Source organism: Planotetraspora sp. GP83 (assembly GCF_041262585.1).
Taxonomy (GTDB): domain Bacteria; phylum Actinomycetota; class Actinomycetes; order Streptosporangiales; family Streptosporangiaceae; genus JAOEGB01.
Genome location: NZ_JBGCBZ010000017.1, coordinates 160,303 through 175,969 on the forward strand (window position 1 = coordinate 160,303; position 15,667 = coordinate 175,969).

Annotated in this window: 12 protein-coding genes; 8 read left to right on the top strand and 4 right to left on the bottom strand. The window is 70.2% G+C overall.

Annotation, left to right across the window (positions count from 1 at the left end; genetic code table 11):
* Positions 1-16: 16 nt before the first annotated feature.
* The 4 genes from ABH927_RS23460 to ABH927_RS23475 are packed head-to-tail and all read right to left on the bottom strand — an operon-like array spanning position 17 to position 7,425.
* Complete coding sequence (locus tag ABH927_RS23460; protein ID WP_370024502.1) at positions 17-175, bottom strand: hypothetical protein; 159 nt, start codon at positions 173-175, stop codon at positions 17-19.
* The gene (locus tag ABH927_RS23465) at positions 172-4,398 is read right to left on the bottom strand and encodes an SbcC/MukB-like Walker B domain-containing protein (protein ID WP_370024504.1); all 4,227 of its coding nucleotides are present in this window, start codon (positions 4,396-4,398) and stop codon (positions 172-174) included. The genes ABH927_RS23460 and ABH927_RS23465 overlap by 4 nt, the downstream gene beginning before the upstream one ends.
* Positions 4,395-5,894: a DUF2398 family protein gene (locus ABH927_RS23470; protein ID WP_370024506.1), complete on the bottom strand. Its 1,500-nt coding sequence runs from the start codon at positions 5,892-5,894 to the stop codon at positions 4,395-4,397. Before ABH927_RS23470 ends, ABH927_RS23465 begins: the two co-directional genes overlap by 4 nt.
* Positions 5,887-7,425, bottom strand: a complete 1,539-nt coding sequence (locus tag ABH927_RS23475; RefSeq protein ID WP_370024507.1) for a TIGR02677 family protein — start codon at positions 7,423-7,425, stop codon at positions 5,887-5,889. The genes ABH927_RS23470 and ABH927_RS23475 overlap by 8 nt, the downstream gene beginning before the upstream one ends.
* Positions 7,426-7,740: 315 nt before the next feature.
* Here ABH927_RS23475 and ABH927_RS23480 point away from each other — a divergent pair, with 315 nt between their 5' ends.
* The 8 genes from ABH927_RS23480 to ABH927_RS23515 all read left to right on the top strand — a co-directional run bounded on the left by ABH927_RS23480 (position 7,741) and on the right by ABH927_RS23515 (position 15,663).
* Positions 7,741-8,844 (top strand): ring-opening amidohydrolase, encoded by a 1,104-nt coding sequence (locus ABH927_RS23480; RefSeq protein ID WP_370024545.1) that lies wholly within the window; start codon positions 7,741-7,743, stop codon positions 8,842-8,844.
* A 122-nt stretch (positions 8,845-8,966) separates the two neighbouring features.
* Positions 8,967-10,451, top strand: coding sequence for an aldehyde dehydrogenase (locus tag ABH927_RS23485; RefSeq protein WP_370024547.1), 1,485 nt, complete (start codon positions 8,967-8,969; stop codon positions 10,449-10,451).
* Between the two features lie 269 nt (positions 10,452-10,720).
* Positions 10,721-11,788 (top strand): ABC transporter substrate-binding protein, encoded by a 1,068-nt coding sequence (locus ABH927_RS23490; RefSeq protein ID WP_370024508.1) that lies wholly within the window; start codon positions 10,721-10,723, stop codon positions 11,786-11,788.
* A 37-nt stretch (positions 11,789-11,825) separates the two neighbouring features.
* The gene (locus tag ABH927_RS23495; protein ID WP_370024510.1) at positions 11,826-12,164 is read left to right on the top strand and encodes a cupin domain-containing protein; all 339 of its coding nucleotides are present in this window, start codon (positions 11,826-11,828) and stop codon (positions 12,162-12,164) included.
* Between the two features lie 27 nt (positions 12,165-12,191).
* On the top strand, positions 12,192-13,076 hold the full coding sequence (locus tag ABH927_RS23500) for a branched-chain amino acid ABC transporter permease (RefSeq protein WP_370024512.1): 885 nt from the start codon (positions 12,192-12,194) through the stop codon (positions 13,074-13,076).
* 54 nt (positions 13,077-13,130) lie between these two features.
* The gene (locus tag ABH927_RS23505; protein WP_370024514.1) at positions 13,131-14,222 is read left to right on the top strand and encodes a branched-chain amino acid ABC transporter permease; all 1,092 of its coding nucleotides are present in this window, start codon (positions 13,131-13,133) and stop codon (positions 14,220-14,222) included.
* The gene (locus ABH927_RS23510; RefSeq protein ID WP_370024516.1) at positions 14,219-14,962 is read left to right on the top strand and encodes an ABC transporter ATP-binding protein; all 744 of its coding nucleotides are present in this window, start codon (positions 14,219-14,221) and stop codon (positions 14,960-14,962) included. The genes ABH927_RS23505 and ABH927_RS23510 overlap by 4 nt, the downstream gene beginning before the upstream one ends.
* Positions 14,962-15,663: an ABC transporter ATP-binding protein gene (locus ABH927_RS23515; protein WP_370024517.1), complete on the top strand. Its 702-nt coding sequence runs from the start codon at positions 14,962-14,964 to the stop codon at positions 15,661-15,663. Before ABH927_RS23510 ends, ABH927_RS23515 begins: the two co-directional genes overlap by 1 nt.
* Positions 15,664-15,667 lie beyond the last annotated feature (4 nt).

Sequence of the window (15,667 nt, forward strand, 5' to 3'; positions counted from 1 at the left end):
CGGCACAAGCAGGTCGCTAGGGCAGCGACCTCGGCCTCAGCTCCTCGGCGGCGTCCCGGAGCCTGGTGAAGCCGCCGTCGCGGCGCAGCCCGGCGACCCACGCCCGGAACCACTCGGCCTCGTGCAGCGGGCTGGCCTGGGCATCCGGCCGAGCGAACCTCGCGAGGTCGGTCATGCGTCGTCCCGGTCCTCGTCGGGCTCCCCGCCGATCGGCACCAGGACGGCCTCGATGGGGCCGCGCCGGGTCGGGGTGAACCCCAGAAGTTCCCTGGCGAGCTCGTCGTTGCCGGAGAACCCGGCCGCGGAGTCGACGAGCGCGCACCCGTCCCAGAGAACGAGCATGGCCGAGACCGTGTGGGACGCCTTGTCGCTGTGCATGTCGTAGTGGGCCGCCGCGGGGACCGTGTCGTACCGGACCCACAGGTCGTGACCGGTCATGAACACGTCGAGGTCGTAGCGCACGGTGAGCCCGAGCAGGTCCGGCTTGTAGACGTCGTCGATGCCGGCGAACGCCTCGTCGAGCGCGATCATGCGGGGGCAGGTCGCCGCGGCCGAGCCGTACAGGGCGTTGGCGGCCGCGAAGAGCGGCAGGTGGATCGCGGCGGACTTCTCCCCGCCCGACATCTGAGAGTGGCGCTTCCTGCTCAGCTTCACCTCCTCCTCCCCCGGGACCTTGAGCCGCAGCTCGAACGAGCGCCAGGCGCGGTAGTCGAGGACCGTGGAGAGCGCCTCCTTGTACGTCGCCCGCGGATGGCCGGCCCGATACTCGTGGATCATCTGCCGGAGGAGCCGGCGCAGCTCGGCCAGTTGGGCGGGCCCGAGGCCGTCCTGTCCCAGCAACTCGGAGACCTCACGCTGGGCATCAGTGACCTTGTCGGAGACCACCCAGCGGATGCCCACGGTGGTGCCGGTCGACATCGGCCTGGACCGGGTGTCGGCGTCCATGCCCTTGACCAGGTCCTTCGCGAGGAAGACCCGGTCGAAGATCTGCTGGGCCAGACCGGCCAGCAACTCGTCCTCCAGGACCCTGCGCTCCCGCTCCTCCAGCAGGACGCCCTGCTCCTCGGCACGCTCGGCGACCCGGCGCGCGAAGCCGGCGACCGGGTGACGGCCGTCGGCGTCGTGCACCCGGACCATGACCAGTGACTCTCCCTGCTCCCAGTCGAGCCGGTAGTCCTCCTCGCAGGCGTTCAGCGCCTCTCCGAACTCCTTGAGCGCCTCCGACATCCGGTCGCGCGCCCTCTTGCGGGCCGTCTCCCCCGCCTGCCGACCGGAGGTGACCGACTCGCACAGACGGAGGAGCTCCGCCGCGCCCTCCGGGAGAACAGACCGGACCGCGAGCGCCGCGTCCGCCCCGTCCGCCTCGGCCAGCCGTTCGACGATCTCGGTGGCGGCCCGATCCGGCTCGGCCCACCGGGCGCGGTCCGGCCAGACGGGCTCGTACGGCATGCCGAGCACCGGCCGCAGCTCCGCCTGCGTGAACGGCGCGAACGACGCGAGCTGGTCGAGCAGCTCACGCACGGCGGACACGAGCGAGGCGAGCCCGTGTTCGCAGGCTGCCGTGGCCTTCACCAGAGCGTCGTGCTCGTCACGGACCCGCTGGTCCGCGGACCGCAGGGTGCTCGTCGCCGCCGCGAGCGACAGCTCCGCTTCGTTTATCTGGTCCAGAATCTCCTTCAGCGGCGCGCTGAGCGCCTCCTCCAGGGCGGCCAGGCGCTCGGCGAGGCCCAGGTGGGCCTCCTCCCTCTCCGCCAGGCCGTCGGACGCGGTCCTGAGCTCGGCCTCGAGCCGCTCGATCGTACGGCGCCGCGCGTCGAGGTCCTTCTCCAGCTTTCCGATGGCGGCGAGGTGCTGGAAACGGCGTTCGGCGGCAGCCGTGAAGTCGCCGATCGCCTTGGCGACCGCCTCGACCTCGGCGGGCGCGGACGGCATGTTCCGGTCCGCGGCCGTCTGCCGGAGGCGCCGCCGCTCGGCGTCCATCTCGGCGGTCGCGCCGTCGAGGACGGTCGCCGCGTCCGCGTGCTCATCACGAGCGGCCGCGAGCAGCGTCGACTTCTCAGCCAGCGCCGCCACCGCCTTGTGGATGTCCCTGCCGACCGGCCTCAGCTCCGCCCGGGCCCGGCCGAGATCGTCCAGCCGCTGCCGGAGCGCGTCACGCGCCGCCTCGGCACGCTCGCGCTCCTGGGATCTGTCCTTGATCTCCCGCTCGTACTCGGCGATCCGGGCCCGCCGCCGGGCCGCCCTGTTGGTGGCGCCGATGTACTCCGGCGCGGTCTTGGCCTGCGCGCCCAGGTGAACGCCGTAGCCGAACTGGCCCCGCGTGCTGATCACCGGAGCCTGGGAGGCGACGTCGAGCTCCTCGGTCAACGAGATCGAGCCGAGCACCTCGGCGACGACCGACGCGGGAACGAGGCTCTGCTCCTCCGGCACCAGCACGCTCGCCAACGTTCGCCCGCCCGGCCGCAGCGACGGCGGCGCCGCCAGCAGGTACGCGTCGGCCTCCGCCCGCTTCACCGCTTCGGCGGTGAGGTGGGGATCGGGGTGGATCCAGGCGGTGAGCAGCCCCGCGGCGTCCAGGGCCCCTTCGACCGCCGCCGCGTCGGCCGGTGAGACCTCCTCCGCGAAGCGCACCAGCCGCCACAGCGGCGCCCCGGGCCGCCCGTCGCGCTCGGCGTGACGGGTGGCGGCCAGCGGAGGCGCGTCGTCGCGTTCGGACGCCACCTCGTCCCGCCGTGCCGTCAGCCGTTCGATCTCGGCGGTGAGGCGCTCCAGCGTCGCGTCAAGTCCCGCCGCCTCGGTGGCCGGCGTCGTGCGCCGCGCCTCGGTGAGGTCCCCGAACACCTCGCCCAGGCTGGGCGCTCCCGCCTCCCGGAGCAGAGCCAGGCTCTCGAACAGGGCCCCGGCGTCGTCGTGGCTCACCAGCGGCCCATACGGATCAGCGGTGTGAGCGGCCGTGTGAGGAGTGGCCCACCTGCCGGCCCAGGCGCGTAGCTCCCCCTCCGCCCGGGCGAGCGCCTCACCGAGCGCCCGCTCGGCCAGCCCGCACGCGTCCTCCACCGCCTCGATCTTCTGCAGCGCCTTCTGTACGGCATGCCCGGCGCGCTCGCGTTCCCGCTCCGCGTCCTCGGCCTTTCGCAGGCCGAGCCGTACGTCCTCGACGTCCTGGAGGCGGGCGACGGCCTGCACCCTGGTCTCCTGGAAGTCGGCGTCCTCGTTCCGCGGGATCCCGGCGAGCCCGGCCGCCTCCGCCCGCGCGGCGGCGTGCCGTGCGGCCCCCTCCCGGGCCTCGGTGAGCTCCTGGTCGACCTCGCCGGCTTCGCGCCGGAGATCGGTGATGTGGAGGGAGCTTCTGGCGTTCGCCTCCCGTGTCCGGGCGATCTCCCGCGCCCCTTGGGCGACCCGCGCGCGCAGGCCCTCCAGCTCGGTCTGGGCGGTGTACGCCTCGTGTTGCTTGAGGGCGTCGAGCCGGCCTTCGAGCTTCTTCTGCTCGATCGTCGCGGCCCCGCGCGCCTCCTCGGCCTCCTGCCGCGCGGCGCCGGCGCGGCGCATCTCGGCCCACGCCTCCCCGACCTGGACGGCCGGCCGGACCACCTGCTCGACGCGGGCGTCGATCCGGCCGAGGTGGGCGCGCACGCCGACCTGGAGGTAGTCCGCGTAGCAGGCGAGGAAGGCCCGGGCGGCGCCGTCGGCGGCCACGAGATCGTCGGCCAGGCGCTGGACCGCCGCGAGGTTGTCGAAGTCCCGGGCCGCCTGCTCGATCAGGTCGTCGGAGACGGGGCTCAGACCGGCGGTGAGGGTGTCGGAGACCTTCCCGGGGTCGAGGTCCTTGGCCAGCAGCGGTCTGCGCAGCGCGAGCAGCAGGTCGAGCAGTTGTGTGTACCGTTCCCGCCCGAGGCCGAAGAGGGCGGCGTCGACCGCGTCCCGGTAGTCGCTGGGGTTGTTGCGGGCCGCCCCGGATTCGAGCACCCGCTTGAGCTGCTGCTCGGTCAGCGGGCGGGACTCCTCCGACAGCAGCCCGAAGTCGACGCCGACCCGCTTGGCCGTGACGAAGTAGGTCCTCTTCACGTCGGGCCGGTCCCTGTGGGCGTGCATGGCGATGATCAAGGTGACGGTGCGGCCGCCGCCCGCGAACTCCATCCACACGAACCCGTACTCCGACTCCTGACCCCGGTAGAGCAGGTTGGACTTCATCGTGCGGTTCTCGCCGCTGAACGGGTCGAGCCGGCGGGCGTCGATCACGCCGTCGAGGATGAAGGGGAACAACACCTCCAGGGCCTTGGTCTTGCCCGAGCCGTTGTGCCCGCGCAGCACCAGCCTGCCGTCCGCGAACACGAACTCCTCGTCCGTGTAGTCCCAGATGTTGATCACACCGGCACGGGACGGCTTGAACCGGGTCACGCCGACTCCCCTCCTTCGAACAGGTCCAGTTGGCCTTTGGGCGGGGCCGGGATCGCCAAGGTGATGTTGCGGTAGCGGACCGCCGCCGGGAGCAGCAGCACGCCGCCGGGCACCGGCCGCACCAGGCGCATGTCCGCGAGCAGGGCGAGCGCGGCGTCGAGCAGCCCATGGGGGTCCTGCTGCCAGGCGCTGGTGAACGAGGCCGCGCCGAACCTGTCGTACAGCTCCTCGACGAGCGCCCTGAGCCGGTGCCGTTCCACGAGCACGAGCGGCTCGGGACGGCGCGGCGGCATCGGCACGCGGTGCTCGGACGACCACGCGAGATCGCGCACGACGCCGGCCTGCGGCAGCGCGGAGTCGATCCGTTCGAGGAGATCCCGCTGCAGATCCGCCTCAACCGGCGGCTCGAGCCGCCCGAGCGCTTCGACCGGCGGCTCGAGCCGCCCGAGCGCTTCGACCGGCGGCTCGATCCGCGCGAGGGCCTCCGCCGATGAACCGGACGGGCCAGGAGCCCCGGCCGGCTCAACGCGACGGCCGGGGGCGTCAGCGGGCGGATTCGGCCAGACGGGGGTTACGCCCTGCTCTTCGAGCAGGTCGGCGATCCGGGCGAGCAGGAGACCCGCTGCCCGGTTGACGGCCCCGCCTCTGCCGGGGAACGCCCTGTCGGTGAACCTGCCGCTCGGATCGGCGAGCAGCACGCCTTCGGCCCGGCGCTCCACGACCAGGCCGGTGAACCTCGCCAGGTTATCCACGACGTCGTCGCGTCGCAGGACCGCGGCCGCGTCCGCGTCGAGATCGGCGTAGTAGACCACCGGCTGCTCCAGCAGGAGCCTGCGCACCCGCCTCTCAGCGGGGCCGCCGAGGCCGTCCAGCAGGCCGGCGGCGCTGGTCAGATGCTGTATCGGACGGGACGGCCGGAAGATCGTCGCGCAGATGTCGTGGTCGATGTCGTACAGCGCGTCGCCGCCGTCGCCGCGCGCCCACGCCTCGACCGAGCCGTCGGAGAGGTTCAGCGCTCCGCGGTCCACCAGCCAGCCGATCACGTCGACGACCGCCGCCTTGTGCCCGGGGACGACCGGGTCGAAGCCGAGACCCTTGATGGAGTTGGCCACCGGCGCGAACAGGCGCACCAGATCGGCCAGGCTGATCTCCACCCGTGACCTCTGGAAGGAGCCCAGCACCAGACAGAGATACGCCAGCCGCCTCCGGTCGAAGGCCTTGCCCGCCTTGTTGGCGAAGACCTTCCCGCGCGACGGGTTCAGGGCGTCGAACCGGCGGACCAGCCGCACCTGACGGGTCGTCGCGATCAGGCTGTAGCCGAACAGGTCGCGAAAGTCGCGGGTGAGCCGGTCGGCCCAGGGCAGCACCCGCTCCAGCACGCCGGGGCGGGGGTGAACGGCCGTGATGAGGTCGCTGGTGAGCACCAGCCGTACCGCGTCCTGGTAGGCGCCGAGGTCGCCGATCGGGACATCGGCGGCCGCGCGGGGCTCAGCCATTCGCCGCCCCGGAACGCGCGGAGAACTCCAGGGCGAAGCCGGGCAGGTGCAGCAGGCCATGAGCGGTCCGGACGCTGCTGCCCCCTGAGCGCGGAACGAGCCTGAGGACCACGGTGTCGTCGCTGCCGGTCGCGGACCTGAGCCGGCCCGAGACGACGGAACGGGCCTCCAGCGCCCTGGTGAGCAGGGACAGCACCACGCGGGTCTCGGCCTCGTCCAGAACCCGGCCGTGGGCTCCACTGTCCACGAGGCCGCGGGCTGCCTCGCGTTCGGCCACCCTGGCCGCGATCTGCTGCCTGCGCAGGTCGGCCCGGGCCCGCAGGTCGGCGCGGACCGGTTGCGGGATGCCGGGACCGGCCTGCCGTCCCGTCCGGAAGGGAGTGAGCGCGATCTCGACACCGGGCGCGGCCCACCACGTGGCGCGCGGTGAGATCTGCTCGACGTCCTCGTGGGCGCCGCCGAGGTGCCGCGCCGACCCCATGTTGAACGCGGCCGACATCAGCGCGTACGCCGCGTCCTCGTCCGGCGTGTCGCATATCCATTCGGCGAGATGCCGCAGCTCCGAGGCCCGGTTCACGCCGCCGCGCTGGGCCTCCGCCAGTTGCCGGAGCAGGGCGATCACGCCCGACACCGCGGTCCGGGTCGCGCGGCGCAGGTCGGCGGCGCCGGACTCCGCGCCGGGCTCCGCGGTGAACCAGGCGCGCAGCACCTCCCAGCGGCGCTTCCAGTCCTCTATCCGCTCGCCCGCGCTGAGGAACGGCCTGTCGTCGGCGTCCGCGGCTCTGACGAGCATCGTGTTGACCCCCGTCGCCTCGACCTCCAGCACGGCTCTGTGCAGGCGAGGCAGATAGCGGTCGAGCTCCGCCATGAAGTCGGTCATGTGGGTGAGCAGGGCGTTCTTGTAGCGGAGGAACAGCTCCGGCGAGGCCTCGGTCGAGGTGACGATCTCGCCCAGAGTGACGTGGAACCGGGCGGACCGGCGCACCATGTCCTCCATGACCTGGTCCAGGCGGGAGAGCCGCCGGTAGACCTGCTCGTCGTCGCCACCGCGGTTCGCCACGGCCAGCGACTTCAGGTCGTCCAGGATGTCGGAGAACACCAGCCGGGACAGGTTCGCGTCCCGGACGCGGGCGGCCAGCACGTCCTCCACCGCGGTGAACGCCCGGTAGCCGAGCTCGCTGAACTGGTAGACGGACTGCCTGTTGCGGTAGCGCGCCAGCGATCCCGCCCGGGACGCGTCCTCCAGCCGGAGGATGATCCCGTCGGCGGACAAGGCGTCGAGCCGGCCGCGCAGGGACGTGTCCACCAGGGGAACCTCGTCGTGGATCAGCGCCAGCTCCGCCATCGCCGCCGCGACGTCGTCGCTGTCCACCTGGACGCGGTGCACCGCCCGCAGGCGGTCCATCGCCCTGAGCACCCAGAGATAGACGACGTAGTCGTCCCTCTGGGTGAAGTTGAACAGCTTGAACCTGTCGCCCACCGCCAGCGCGTCCAGGTCGAGCGCTCGGCTGCCGCCCCGTGAATCTGCCATGACCCCGCGAGTATGCCGTAAGTCACCGACATTAAAGGCCGGCCACGCCCCCGGTCACGCCGCGCACAGCCCGGACGCGCGGACACGCTCGAAACATGACCGCCCTGTTAACGGCCCTTGTCTACTCATCAGACGTCTGATATCTATTGACCAGTCGCTGACGCGGCCACCAAGCCAGTCCAGAACTCGCCTGGAACCCGTCGCTCGTGAGGCCCCCGCAACAGCCGGAACAAGCCCCCGAACAAGCCCGAACAAGCCAGTCCTCGTTCAGGAGCAGCGAACCGCCTTCGTGAACAGGACGGAGAGATCGTGGAAATGCTCGACCAGTCATTCGCCGTCTCGGTGTTCAAGACCTCCCTCGGACATCCGTCCGATGTCTCAGGAGTCGTGGACCTGATCGAGCAGGGCGCTTTCACGGCGGACCAGGTCGTCGCTGTCGCGGGGAAGACCGAAGGCACCGGTGCCACGGACGACGAGACGCGCATGGCCGCCGACCGAGCCTTGAGATCCGTGCTGAGCGAGAGGGGGACACGCTCGGATGCTCAGATCCGGAGTCTTCCCATGGTCTTCTCCAGTGGCGCCGTCGGGCTGCTGGAACCGAACGTCGTGGTCTTCGTCCGCAAGCCCTGTGAACCCGGCGACCCCGCCGAGTCACGCCTGACGATCGGCACCTCGCAGACGCCGGTCATCCGGGATGACGAGGCCGGGCGCCTGCCCATGGTGTCGGCCGTCGCCCGGTCGGTCGAATTCGCCGCGTCGAGCGCCGGAATCACGCCTCGGGACGCGACGTACATCCTGGCCAAGAGCAAGATGCCGGCCGCCCCCGAGGCAGCCTCTCCTCAGGGGGGCCCGGCAGCGCTCACGCGGGCGGACGACATGCCCACCCTGCTACGCACCAGCGGCGCGGCCGCCCTCGGCATCGGTGTCGCGATCGGCGACGTCGCCATGCCGCGGGAAGCCGACATCGGGACGAACCTTGAGCTGTGGTCGGGCCGGGCCTCGACGTCCACCGGCCACGAGAACGCGGAAACCCAGGTCGTCCTCCTCGGAAACCGTCCCGGGGCGGGAGGCTCCCTGCGGATCGGCCGCGCAGTCATGGAGGACGTCCTCGACGTGTCCTCGTTGAATCGCGCGATTCGTGACGCGGGGCTGGAAGTGCCGGAGACCCATGTCCCTGACGAGATCCGGCGAAAAGTCGTGGCGGTCTTCCTGAAGTGCGCCACGCCCGTCAAGACGCTGAGGGGCCGGCGCCAGGTGCAGGGGGACCTGAACCCTCACTACATCGCCCAGGTCAAGGCCACCGTCGGGGGCATCTTCGCGGCTGCTCTCGGAGACCCCGCCGTCTACATCTCGGGCGCCGCCATTCACCAGGGGCCCCCGGGAGGCGGGAGCGTCGCGGTGATCGTCGACAAGTCGTAGTCCCGGGCGCCGCCCGGCGAGGTCGCACCCCGGACAGCCGCGACCTCTGCCACACCCGCGACCCCCCGACGCCGCGGGACACCCGCGACGCCAGGCTGCAAGGCAGGAGCACAACCGTGACCATGACGTACGAGGCCAACCTCGCCACCATCGAATCGCTCGTCAGCCGTACCGACGCCTTCATCGGCGGCGAGTTCGTCGGCGCGCGAAGCGGCGCCCGCTTCACCTCCGTCTCACCGAGGGACGGGCGCGCCATCGCCGAGATCGCGGCATGCGACGAAGCCGACGTCGATCTCGCCGTGATCGCCGCCCGCCGGGCCTTCGACGACGGCAGGTGGAGCCGGATGGCGCCACGTCTGCGGAGGGTCGTGCTCCAGCGGCTGGCCCGGCTCGTCGAACGGGACGCGCACGAGCTCGCGCTGCTCGAGAGCCTCGACATGGGCAAGCCCGTCTCGGACGCGCTGGCCGTCGACATGCGAGTGGTGGTCCAAACTCTCGACTTCTACGCCGAGGCGATCGACAAGCTGTACGACGAGGTCGCACCGACCGGCCACGACACGCTGGCGACGATCACCCGGGAGCCCATCGGAGTCGTCGGCGCGGTCGTTCCGTGGAACTTCCCGCTGATGCTCGCGACCTGGAAGATCGCGCCGGCCCTCGCCGCCGGCAACAGCATGGTCCTCAAGCCCGCGGAGCAGTCGTCGTTGAGCGTCCTGAGGCTCGCCGAGCTGGCGGCCGAGGCGGGCGTGCCCGGCGGCGTGCTCAACGTGGTCCCCGGCTACGGTCATACGGCCGGCGCCGCGATCGGGCTCCACATGGACGTCGACGCGGTCACGTTCACGGGTTCGGGACCGGTCGGCCGCCGGTTCCTGCGGTACTCGGCTGACAGCAACCTCAAGCAGGTCTCTCTCGAGCTCGGCGGGAAGAGCCCGCAGATCGTCATGGCCGACGCTCCCGACACCGCGGAGGTGGCCGCCGGCATCGCGGGGGGGATCTTCTTCAACCAGGGTGAGGTCTGCTCGGCCGGATCCCGGCTGCTGGTGCATTCCTCCCGCAGAGAAGAGCTGACCGAGGCGGTCGTCCTGGCGGCGAAGAACCTGCACGCCGGCGATCCTCTCGACCCGTCCACCAGGCTCGGCGCCCTCGTCGGCGAAGAGCACATGCGCCGGGTGCTGGGCTACGTCGACGGAGCGGTTCGGCAAGGCGCCTCGGTGCTCGCCGGCGGCGGGCGGGCCCTGGACGGCTCCGAGGGCTTCTTCATGGAAGCGACCGTGATCGACGAGGTTCGCGCCGACACGCGCATCGCCCAGGAGGAGATCTTCGGGCCAGTCCTCGTGATCATGCCGTTCGACACCGTCGACGAGGCCGTCGAGCTCGCCAACAGCACGCCGTACGGCCTCGCGGCCTCTGTCTGGACCAAGGACCTGTCGACCGCGCATCGCACTGCGAAGGCGGTTCGAGCCGGGACGGTCTGGGTCAACTGTTATGACGCCGCGGACATCACGGTGCCCTTCGGCGGCTACAAGGAGTCGGGGTTCGGGCGGGACAAGTCGCTTCACGCCTTCGACAAGTACACCCAGCTCAAGACGACGTGGGTGCAGCTGTGAAGGACATTCGAGACAGGAATCCAGCATTGACCAGTCATCAGATGTCTGATGGGATCGGGCGTCACAAGAGCCGAGAGGACGGAACGGAGATGCGGACTTCGATCGCGGGGCAGCCGGGGCGGGCGCGGAAACGGCGCTCTCACATTGGCCGGCGGGCATGGCCGGCATCGGTGGTGGCCGGCGCTCTCGCGTTGGCGGTGACGGCCTGTAGCACGGCGGAATCCGGCGCCCCGGCTGGAGATGCCGCCGGATCGAGCGAAAAGCCGATCGTGGTGGGTGTCGCCGCGGGCCTCAGCGGCGTTCTGGCGCCCTACGAAGGGGCCGCCCTTGAGGGGGCCAAGATCGCCGTCGCGGAGATCAACGCCAAGGGCGGCGTGCTCGGGCGGGAGCTCAAGCTGGTCACCGCGGACACCCGTTCCGACATCAACGCCTCGACGACGGCGGGCCAGGAGATCCTCTCCAAGGGCGCCGACGTGGTGCTGACCTCGATCGACCTGAACTTCGGCGGTGGCACCGCCTCGGTCGTGCAGGCGGCCGGGAAGGTGGCGATGTCGATCGGCGGCGGATCGGCGCAGTGGGCCAAGTTCGGGCCGCAGGTGTTCTCCCTGGGCACCCCGGTCGGCAGTGACAGCGCCGTGATGGCGCAGTGGGCCAAGTCCAAGGGCCACACCTCGACATACCTGCTGATCGACACCTCGACGGACTACAGCAAGGACCTCTGCGACGGGTACGGCGAGGCCTTCAAGAAGGCGGGCGGCACGGTTCTGGGCGCCGACACCTTCGGCAACGGCGACAGCTCCCTCGCCTCGCAGGTGACCCGGATCAAGGCGCTGCCTCAGGCCCCCAGTGTGATCGCGCTGTGCTCGTACCCGCCCGGCGGCGCCCTCGCGGTGAAGTCGCTGCGCAACTCCGGGGTCGAGGCGCCCATCCTCTCCGGCAGCGGCATGGCCGGGGACTTCTGGTTCAAGAAGACGATGCCGCACCTGAACGGCGTCTACACCGTGGACTGGGCGTCCGTGTGGGGTGACGACCCCAGTCCCGAGGTCAACGCCCTGACCAAAAAGTTCCGGGACAGCGGCATCGACGTGCAGAACTCCTACGGCGTGATGGGTTACGTGGGCGTGCAGGCTCTCACACGGGCCATCACCGATGCCAAGTCCACCGACGGCCAGGCCGTGGCCGGCGCCCTCAACGCCTTCAACGATGTGAAGGTCCCGATCGGCCTGAGCTTCACCAAGGACGCCCACCTGGACGCCTCGCGTGAGTATCGCGTCATCGGCATCCAGGACGGCACCCCGCGCCTCGACGGCGCTCTCACCCCCCAGAACTCGCAGTGACCGACCACCGGCCAACCGGAAACCCAAAGGAACGATCATGAGCAACGCGTCCTACCCAGAGTTCTTCCACAAGCTGTCCAAGCCGGACGTCCCGATGGACGGGCTCAAGGCGTGGATGATGTCGGACAAGATCCAGGTGATCTTCTACGAGCTGCCCGAGGGCAGCAAGGCCGGCGAGCACACCCACGGCGCCGAGTGGGGGATCATCGTCGACGGCGCGATCTCGATCACGATGAACGGCGAGACCACGACCTACGGCAAGGGCGACACCTATTTCATCCCCGCCGGTGTCCCCCACAGCGTCGTCAACCACCCCGGTGTCGTCGGCATCGACGTGTTCGAAGAGCCCGACCGATTCCCGGCCGCCAAGGACTGAGCCAGAAGGTCGCGGAGAGGAAGAGCCGTGGAATACCTCCAGTACGGCGTCGACGCACTGAGCTTGGGCAGTCTCTACGCACTGTTCGCACTCGGCGTCGCAATGGTGTTCAGCATTGTGCGCCTGATCAATTTTGCCCATGGCGAACTCCTGATGATTGGCGGATTCTCCCTGCTCTTCCTCAGCGGGCTTCCGACGGTTTTCCGGATAGCGGCGTCCGCCGGGATCGTCATCGTCGCGGCACTGGCGATGGAGCGGATCGCCTTCCGCCCCGTACGCGGCGCGCGCGACGAGACATTGCTCGTGACGTCGTTCGCGGTGAGCTATCTGCTGCAGAGCATCGCGATCGTGGCGGTCGGCGCGACTCCCCGCAGCGTGGGAGTGCTCCCCAAGCTCGCGACCCCGGTGGACGTCGGCGGTCTGTCCGTCCCCCTGCTCGACATCGTCTCGATATCGCTCACGGCGATCTGCCTGATCGCGCTGCCGCTGTTTCTGAAGCGCACCTCGATGGGTGTTCAAATCCGCGCCGCGGCCGAGAACTTCCGCATGGCACGGTGCCTCGGCGTCCCCGCGAACCGGGTCATCGCCGCAGCCTTCGCGATAAGTGGCCTGCTGGCGTTCGTCGGCAGCCTGCTGCTCACTTCCCAGACGGGCCTGGTTTCAACGGGCATGGGAACCGGGCCGGTGTTCGCCGCCTTCGTCGCGACGATTCTCGGTGGCATGGGCAGCATGGCGGGCGCCGTTGCCGGGGCCTACATCCTGGGCGGCCTCACCATGGTTTTCCAAGCCGCGCTGCCGCTGGAGGTGCGGTCGTATCGTGACGCGTTCGTCTTCGGGATCCTCGTTCTGGTTCTCGTCTTCCGTCCCAACGGTCTCATCCAGTCGGCCGCGGGCCGGCAGCGGGTGGTGTAGCCGATGTCTCGTCTGAGCTTTTCCTTGCCGGTGAGAGGGCCGGTGAGAGGGCCCATGAGAGGGCCGGTGAGAGCCGCCGGCGCCACCACCCGGCCGATCTGGACACTGGCCGCCCTGTGGATTCTCGTCACGGTCGTCACACTCGTGATCGGCCCGATGGGCGGGCCGTCCCTTGAGCGCGCGATCTCGACGATGCTGGTCTACCTCGTCGCCGTGGTCGGGCTCTACAGCTTCGTCGGCAACTCCGGTGTCTTCTCGTTCGGCCACGTCGGTTTCATCGCGATCGGCGCGTACTCGACCGCGGCGTTCCGTATCCCCGCGGCGACGAAGGCGGCACTGTTCCCGGGGCTGCCCGACGTCACGCTCGGCATGGTTCCGGCGACGATCGCGGGCGGTGCGATCGCGATGCTCGCCGGGGCTGTGATCGCCCTGGTGGTCTGCCGGTTCGAGGGACTGGCGGCCGCTCTCGCCACCTTCGCCTTCCTGTCGATCATCTTTATGGTCGCCTCCAACCTCAAGTCAGTCACCGGAGGGCAGACCGGCCTGTTCGGCATCCCGCTCACCACCACGCCGGAGTCGGCCCTGCCCTGGGCGCTCGGCGCGATCGCAGTCGTCTGGGCGTTCGGGGAGTCGCGCCTCTGCCTCCGGCTCCGCGCCACACGCGAGGACGAGGTCGCCGCGCGATCGATCGGCATCGGAGTCGTGCGCGAGCGAGTTGTGGCGTTCACCATCAGCGCGTTCTTCTGCGGCGTCGCCGGCGGCTTGATGGCCCAGTACCTGGGCACCTTCAACTCCCAGGCGTTCTATCTCGATCTGACCCTGCTCACGATCGCGATGCTGGTCGTCGGGGGCGCGCGGTCACTGTCGGGCGCGGTCGTCGGGACGATCTTCCTGTCGCTGGTGCGCGAGTGGCTACGAACCATGGAGGGCGGGTTCGCCATCGGCCCCGTCTCGGTGTCGGCGCATCCCGGCCTGCAGAACTTCGGGATGGCGGTGGCGCTCCTGCTCGTCCTCCTTTTCATTCCTTCCGGGCTGACCCGCGGGAAGGAACTCGGCGACCTGCTGGCTGCCCCGGTCAGGTCGATCCGAAGTCGCCGGATCCAGCCGGTCGTCGAGCTCACTGATGAGGAAGGAGGCACGCGATGACGGCGGCTCAGGTCGAGTGCGTACGGGCTTCCGGTCTCCAGGTGGCGTTTCAGGGCGTCAAGGCTCTTGGTGGAGTCGACATCGAGCTCACTCGCGGCGAGATCGTCGGGCTCATCGGCCCGAACGGCGCGGGGAAGACGACTCTGGTGAACGTCCTGTCCGGATATCAGACGCCCGCCGAAGGCCGGATCCACATCGACGGGCGAGACGTGACGAAGCTGAGCCCGCACCGTCGTGCGCGGCTCGGACTCGTACGGACGTTCCAAGCCGTCCGGCTTTTCAGCGGGCTGTCGGTGCTCGACAACATCGAGCTCGGAGTGCTCTCCCGGGGGCTCGGCCGGCGCGCGGCGAAAGCCGAGGCGATGGAGCTCCTGGAGTCGGTGGGGCTTGCCGATCGGGCCAATGATCTCGCTGACAGCGTGCCCTATGGGGCCGAGCGACGGCTCGGGATCCTGAGAGTGCTGGCGACCCGCCCCAAGTACCTGCTCATCGACGAGCCGGCGGCCGGGCTCAACGACTCGGAGACGGACGACCTGATCGCCACTCTCCAGAGGCTCCCGGAGCGGTTCGGCGTCGGCATCCTGGTCATCGAACACGACATGAAACTGATCATGCGCGTGTGCGACCGGATCCACGTCCTCGACTACGGAAAGACGATCGCCGAAGGCACGCCAGAAGAGGTTCGGAACGATCCAGACGTACAACGGGCCTACTACGGCTCCTCCGTGGAGGCGACCTGATGCTGACCGTGACTGATCTGAACGTGTCGTACGGCCGGATCGCGGCCGTCAGGGGCGTGTCACTCGGCGTCGCCCCGGGTGAGATCGTCGCCGTCATCGGCGCGAACGGCGCCGGCAAGTCCAGCACGCTCGCCGCCATCGCCGGTGTGGTCGCCTCAAGCGGCGGTTCGATCGAGCTCGACGGAGTGTCGCTCGTCGGCAGGACCCCTGAGCGGATCGCCCGGCAGGGCATCGCGCTCGTCCCCGAGGGGCGCGACGTCTTCGCTACGTTGACCGTTGCCGAAAACCTCCACCTGGGCACGCTCGCGCGCAAGGACCGCAGGTCCGCCAAGGCCGCCACCGAGGAGGTCCTTGAGCGCTTCCCCATGCTGCGCAGGTACTACCGTTCGCCGGCGGGAAAGCTCTCGGGCGGGGAGCAGCAGCAGCTCGCCATCGCCCGCGCGCTGCTCACCGGCTCCCGTGTGCTCCTGCTCGACGAACCCTCGCTGGGCCTGTCGCCGAAGATGGTCGACCTCGTGTTCGACGTGATCTCCGGCCTGCGCGACGACGGGGTGGGCGTTCTCCTCGTGGAGCAGAACGCCATGCGAGCGCTGGCCCTCGCCGACAAGTCCTACATCCTCCGGCGCGGCCAGGTGGCCGTGTCGGGCACCCGAGACGAACTGGCCGGGCAGACCGAGCTGGCCGCCATGTACCTCAGCTGACAAA

What these genes read in the sequence shown, in the direction of transcription:
- ABH927_RS23470 (WP_370024506.1), bottom strand. Translation starts at nt 5,894, where the DNA reads ATGGCTGAGCCCCGCGCGGCCGCCGATGTCCCGATCGGCGACCTCGGC.
- ABH927_RS23515 (WP_370024517.1), top strand. Translation starts at nt 14,962, where the DNA reads ATGCTGACCGTGACTGATCTGAACGTGTCGTACGGCCGGATCGCGGCC.
- ABH927_RS23510 (WP_370024516.1), top strand. Translation starts at nt 14,219, where the DNA reads ATGACGGCGGCTCAGGTCGAGTGCGTACGGGCTTCCGGTCTCCAGGTG.
- ABH927_RS23460 (WP_370024502.1), bottom strand. Translation starts at nt 175, where the DNA reads ATGACCGACCTCGCGAGGTTCGCTCGGCCGGATGCCCAGGCCAGCCCG.
- ABH927_RS23495 (WP_370024510.1), top strand. Translation starts at nt 11,826, where the DNA reads ATGAGCAACGCGTCCTACCCAGAGTTCTTCCACAAGCTGTCCAAGCCG.
- ABH927_RS23480 (WP_370024545.1), top strand. Translation starts at nt 7,741, where the DNA reads ATGCTCGACCAGTCATTCGCCGTCTCGGTGTTCAAGACCTCCCTCGGA.
- ABH927_RS23505 (WP_370024514.1), top strand. Translation starts at nt 13,131, where the DNA reads ATGAGAGGGCCGGTGAGAGCCGCCGGCGCCACCACCCGGCCGATCTGG.
- ABH927_RS23475 (WP_370024507.1), bottom strand. Translation starts at nt 7,425, where the DNA reads ATGGCAGATTCACGGGGCGGCAGCCGAGCGCTCGACCTGGACGCGCTG.
- ABH927_RS23485 (WP_370024547.1), top strand. Translation starts at nt 8,967, where the DNA reads ATGACGTACGAGGCCAACCTCGCCACCATCGAATCGCTCGTCAGCCGT.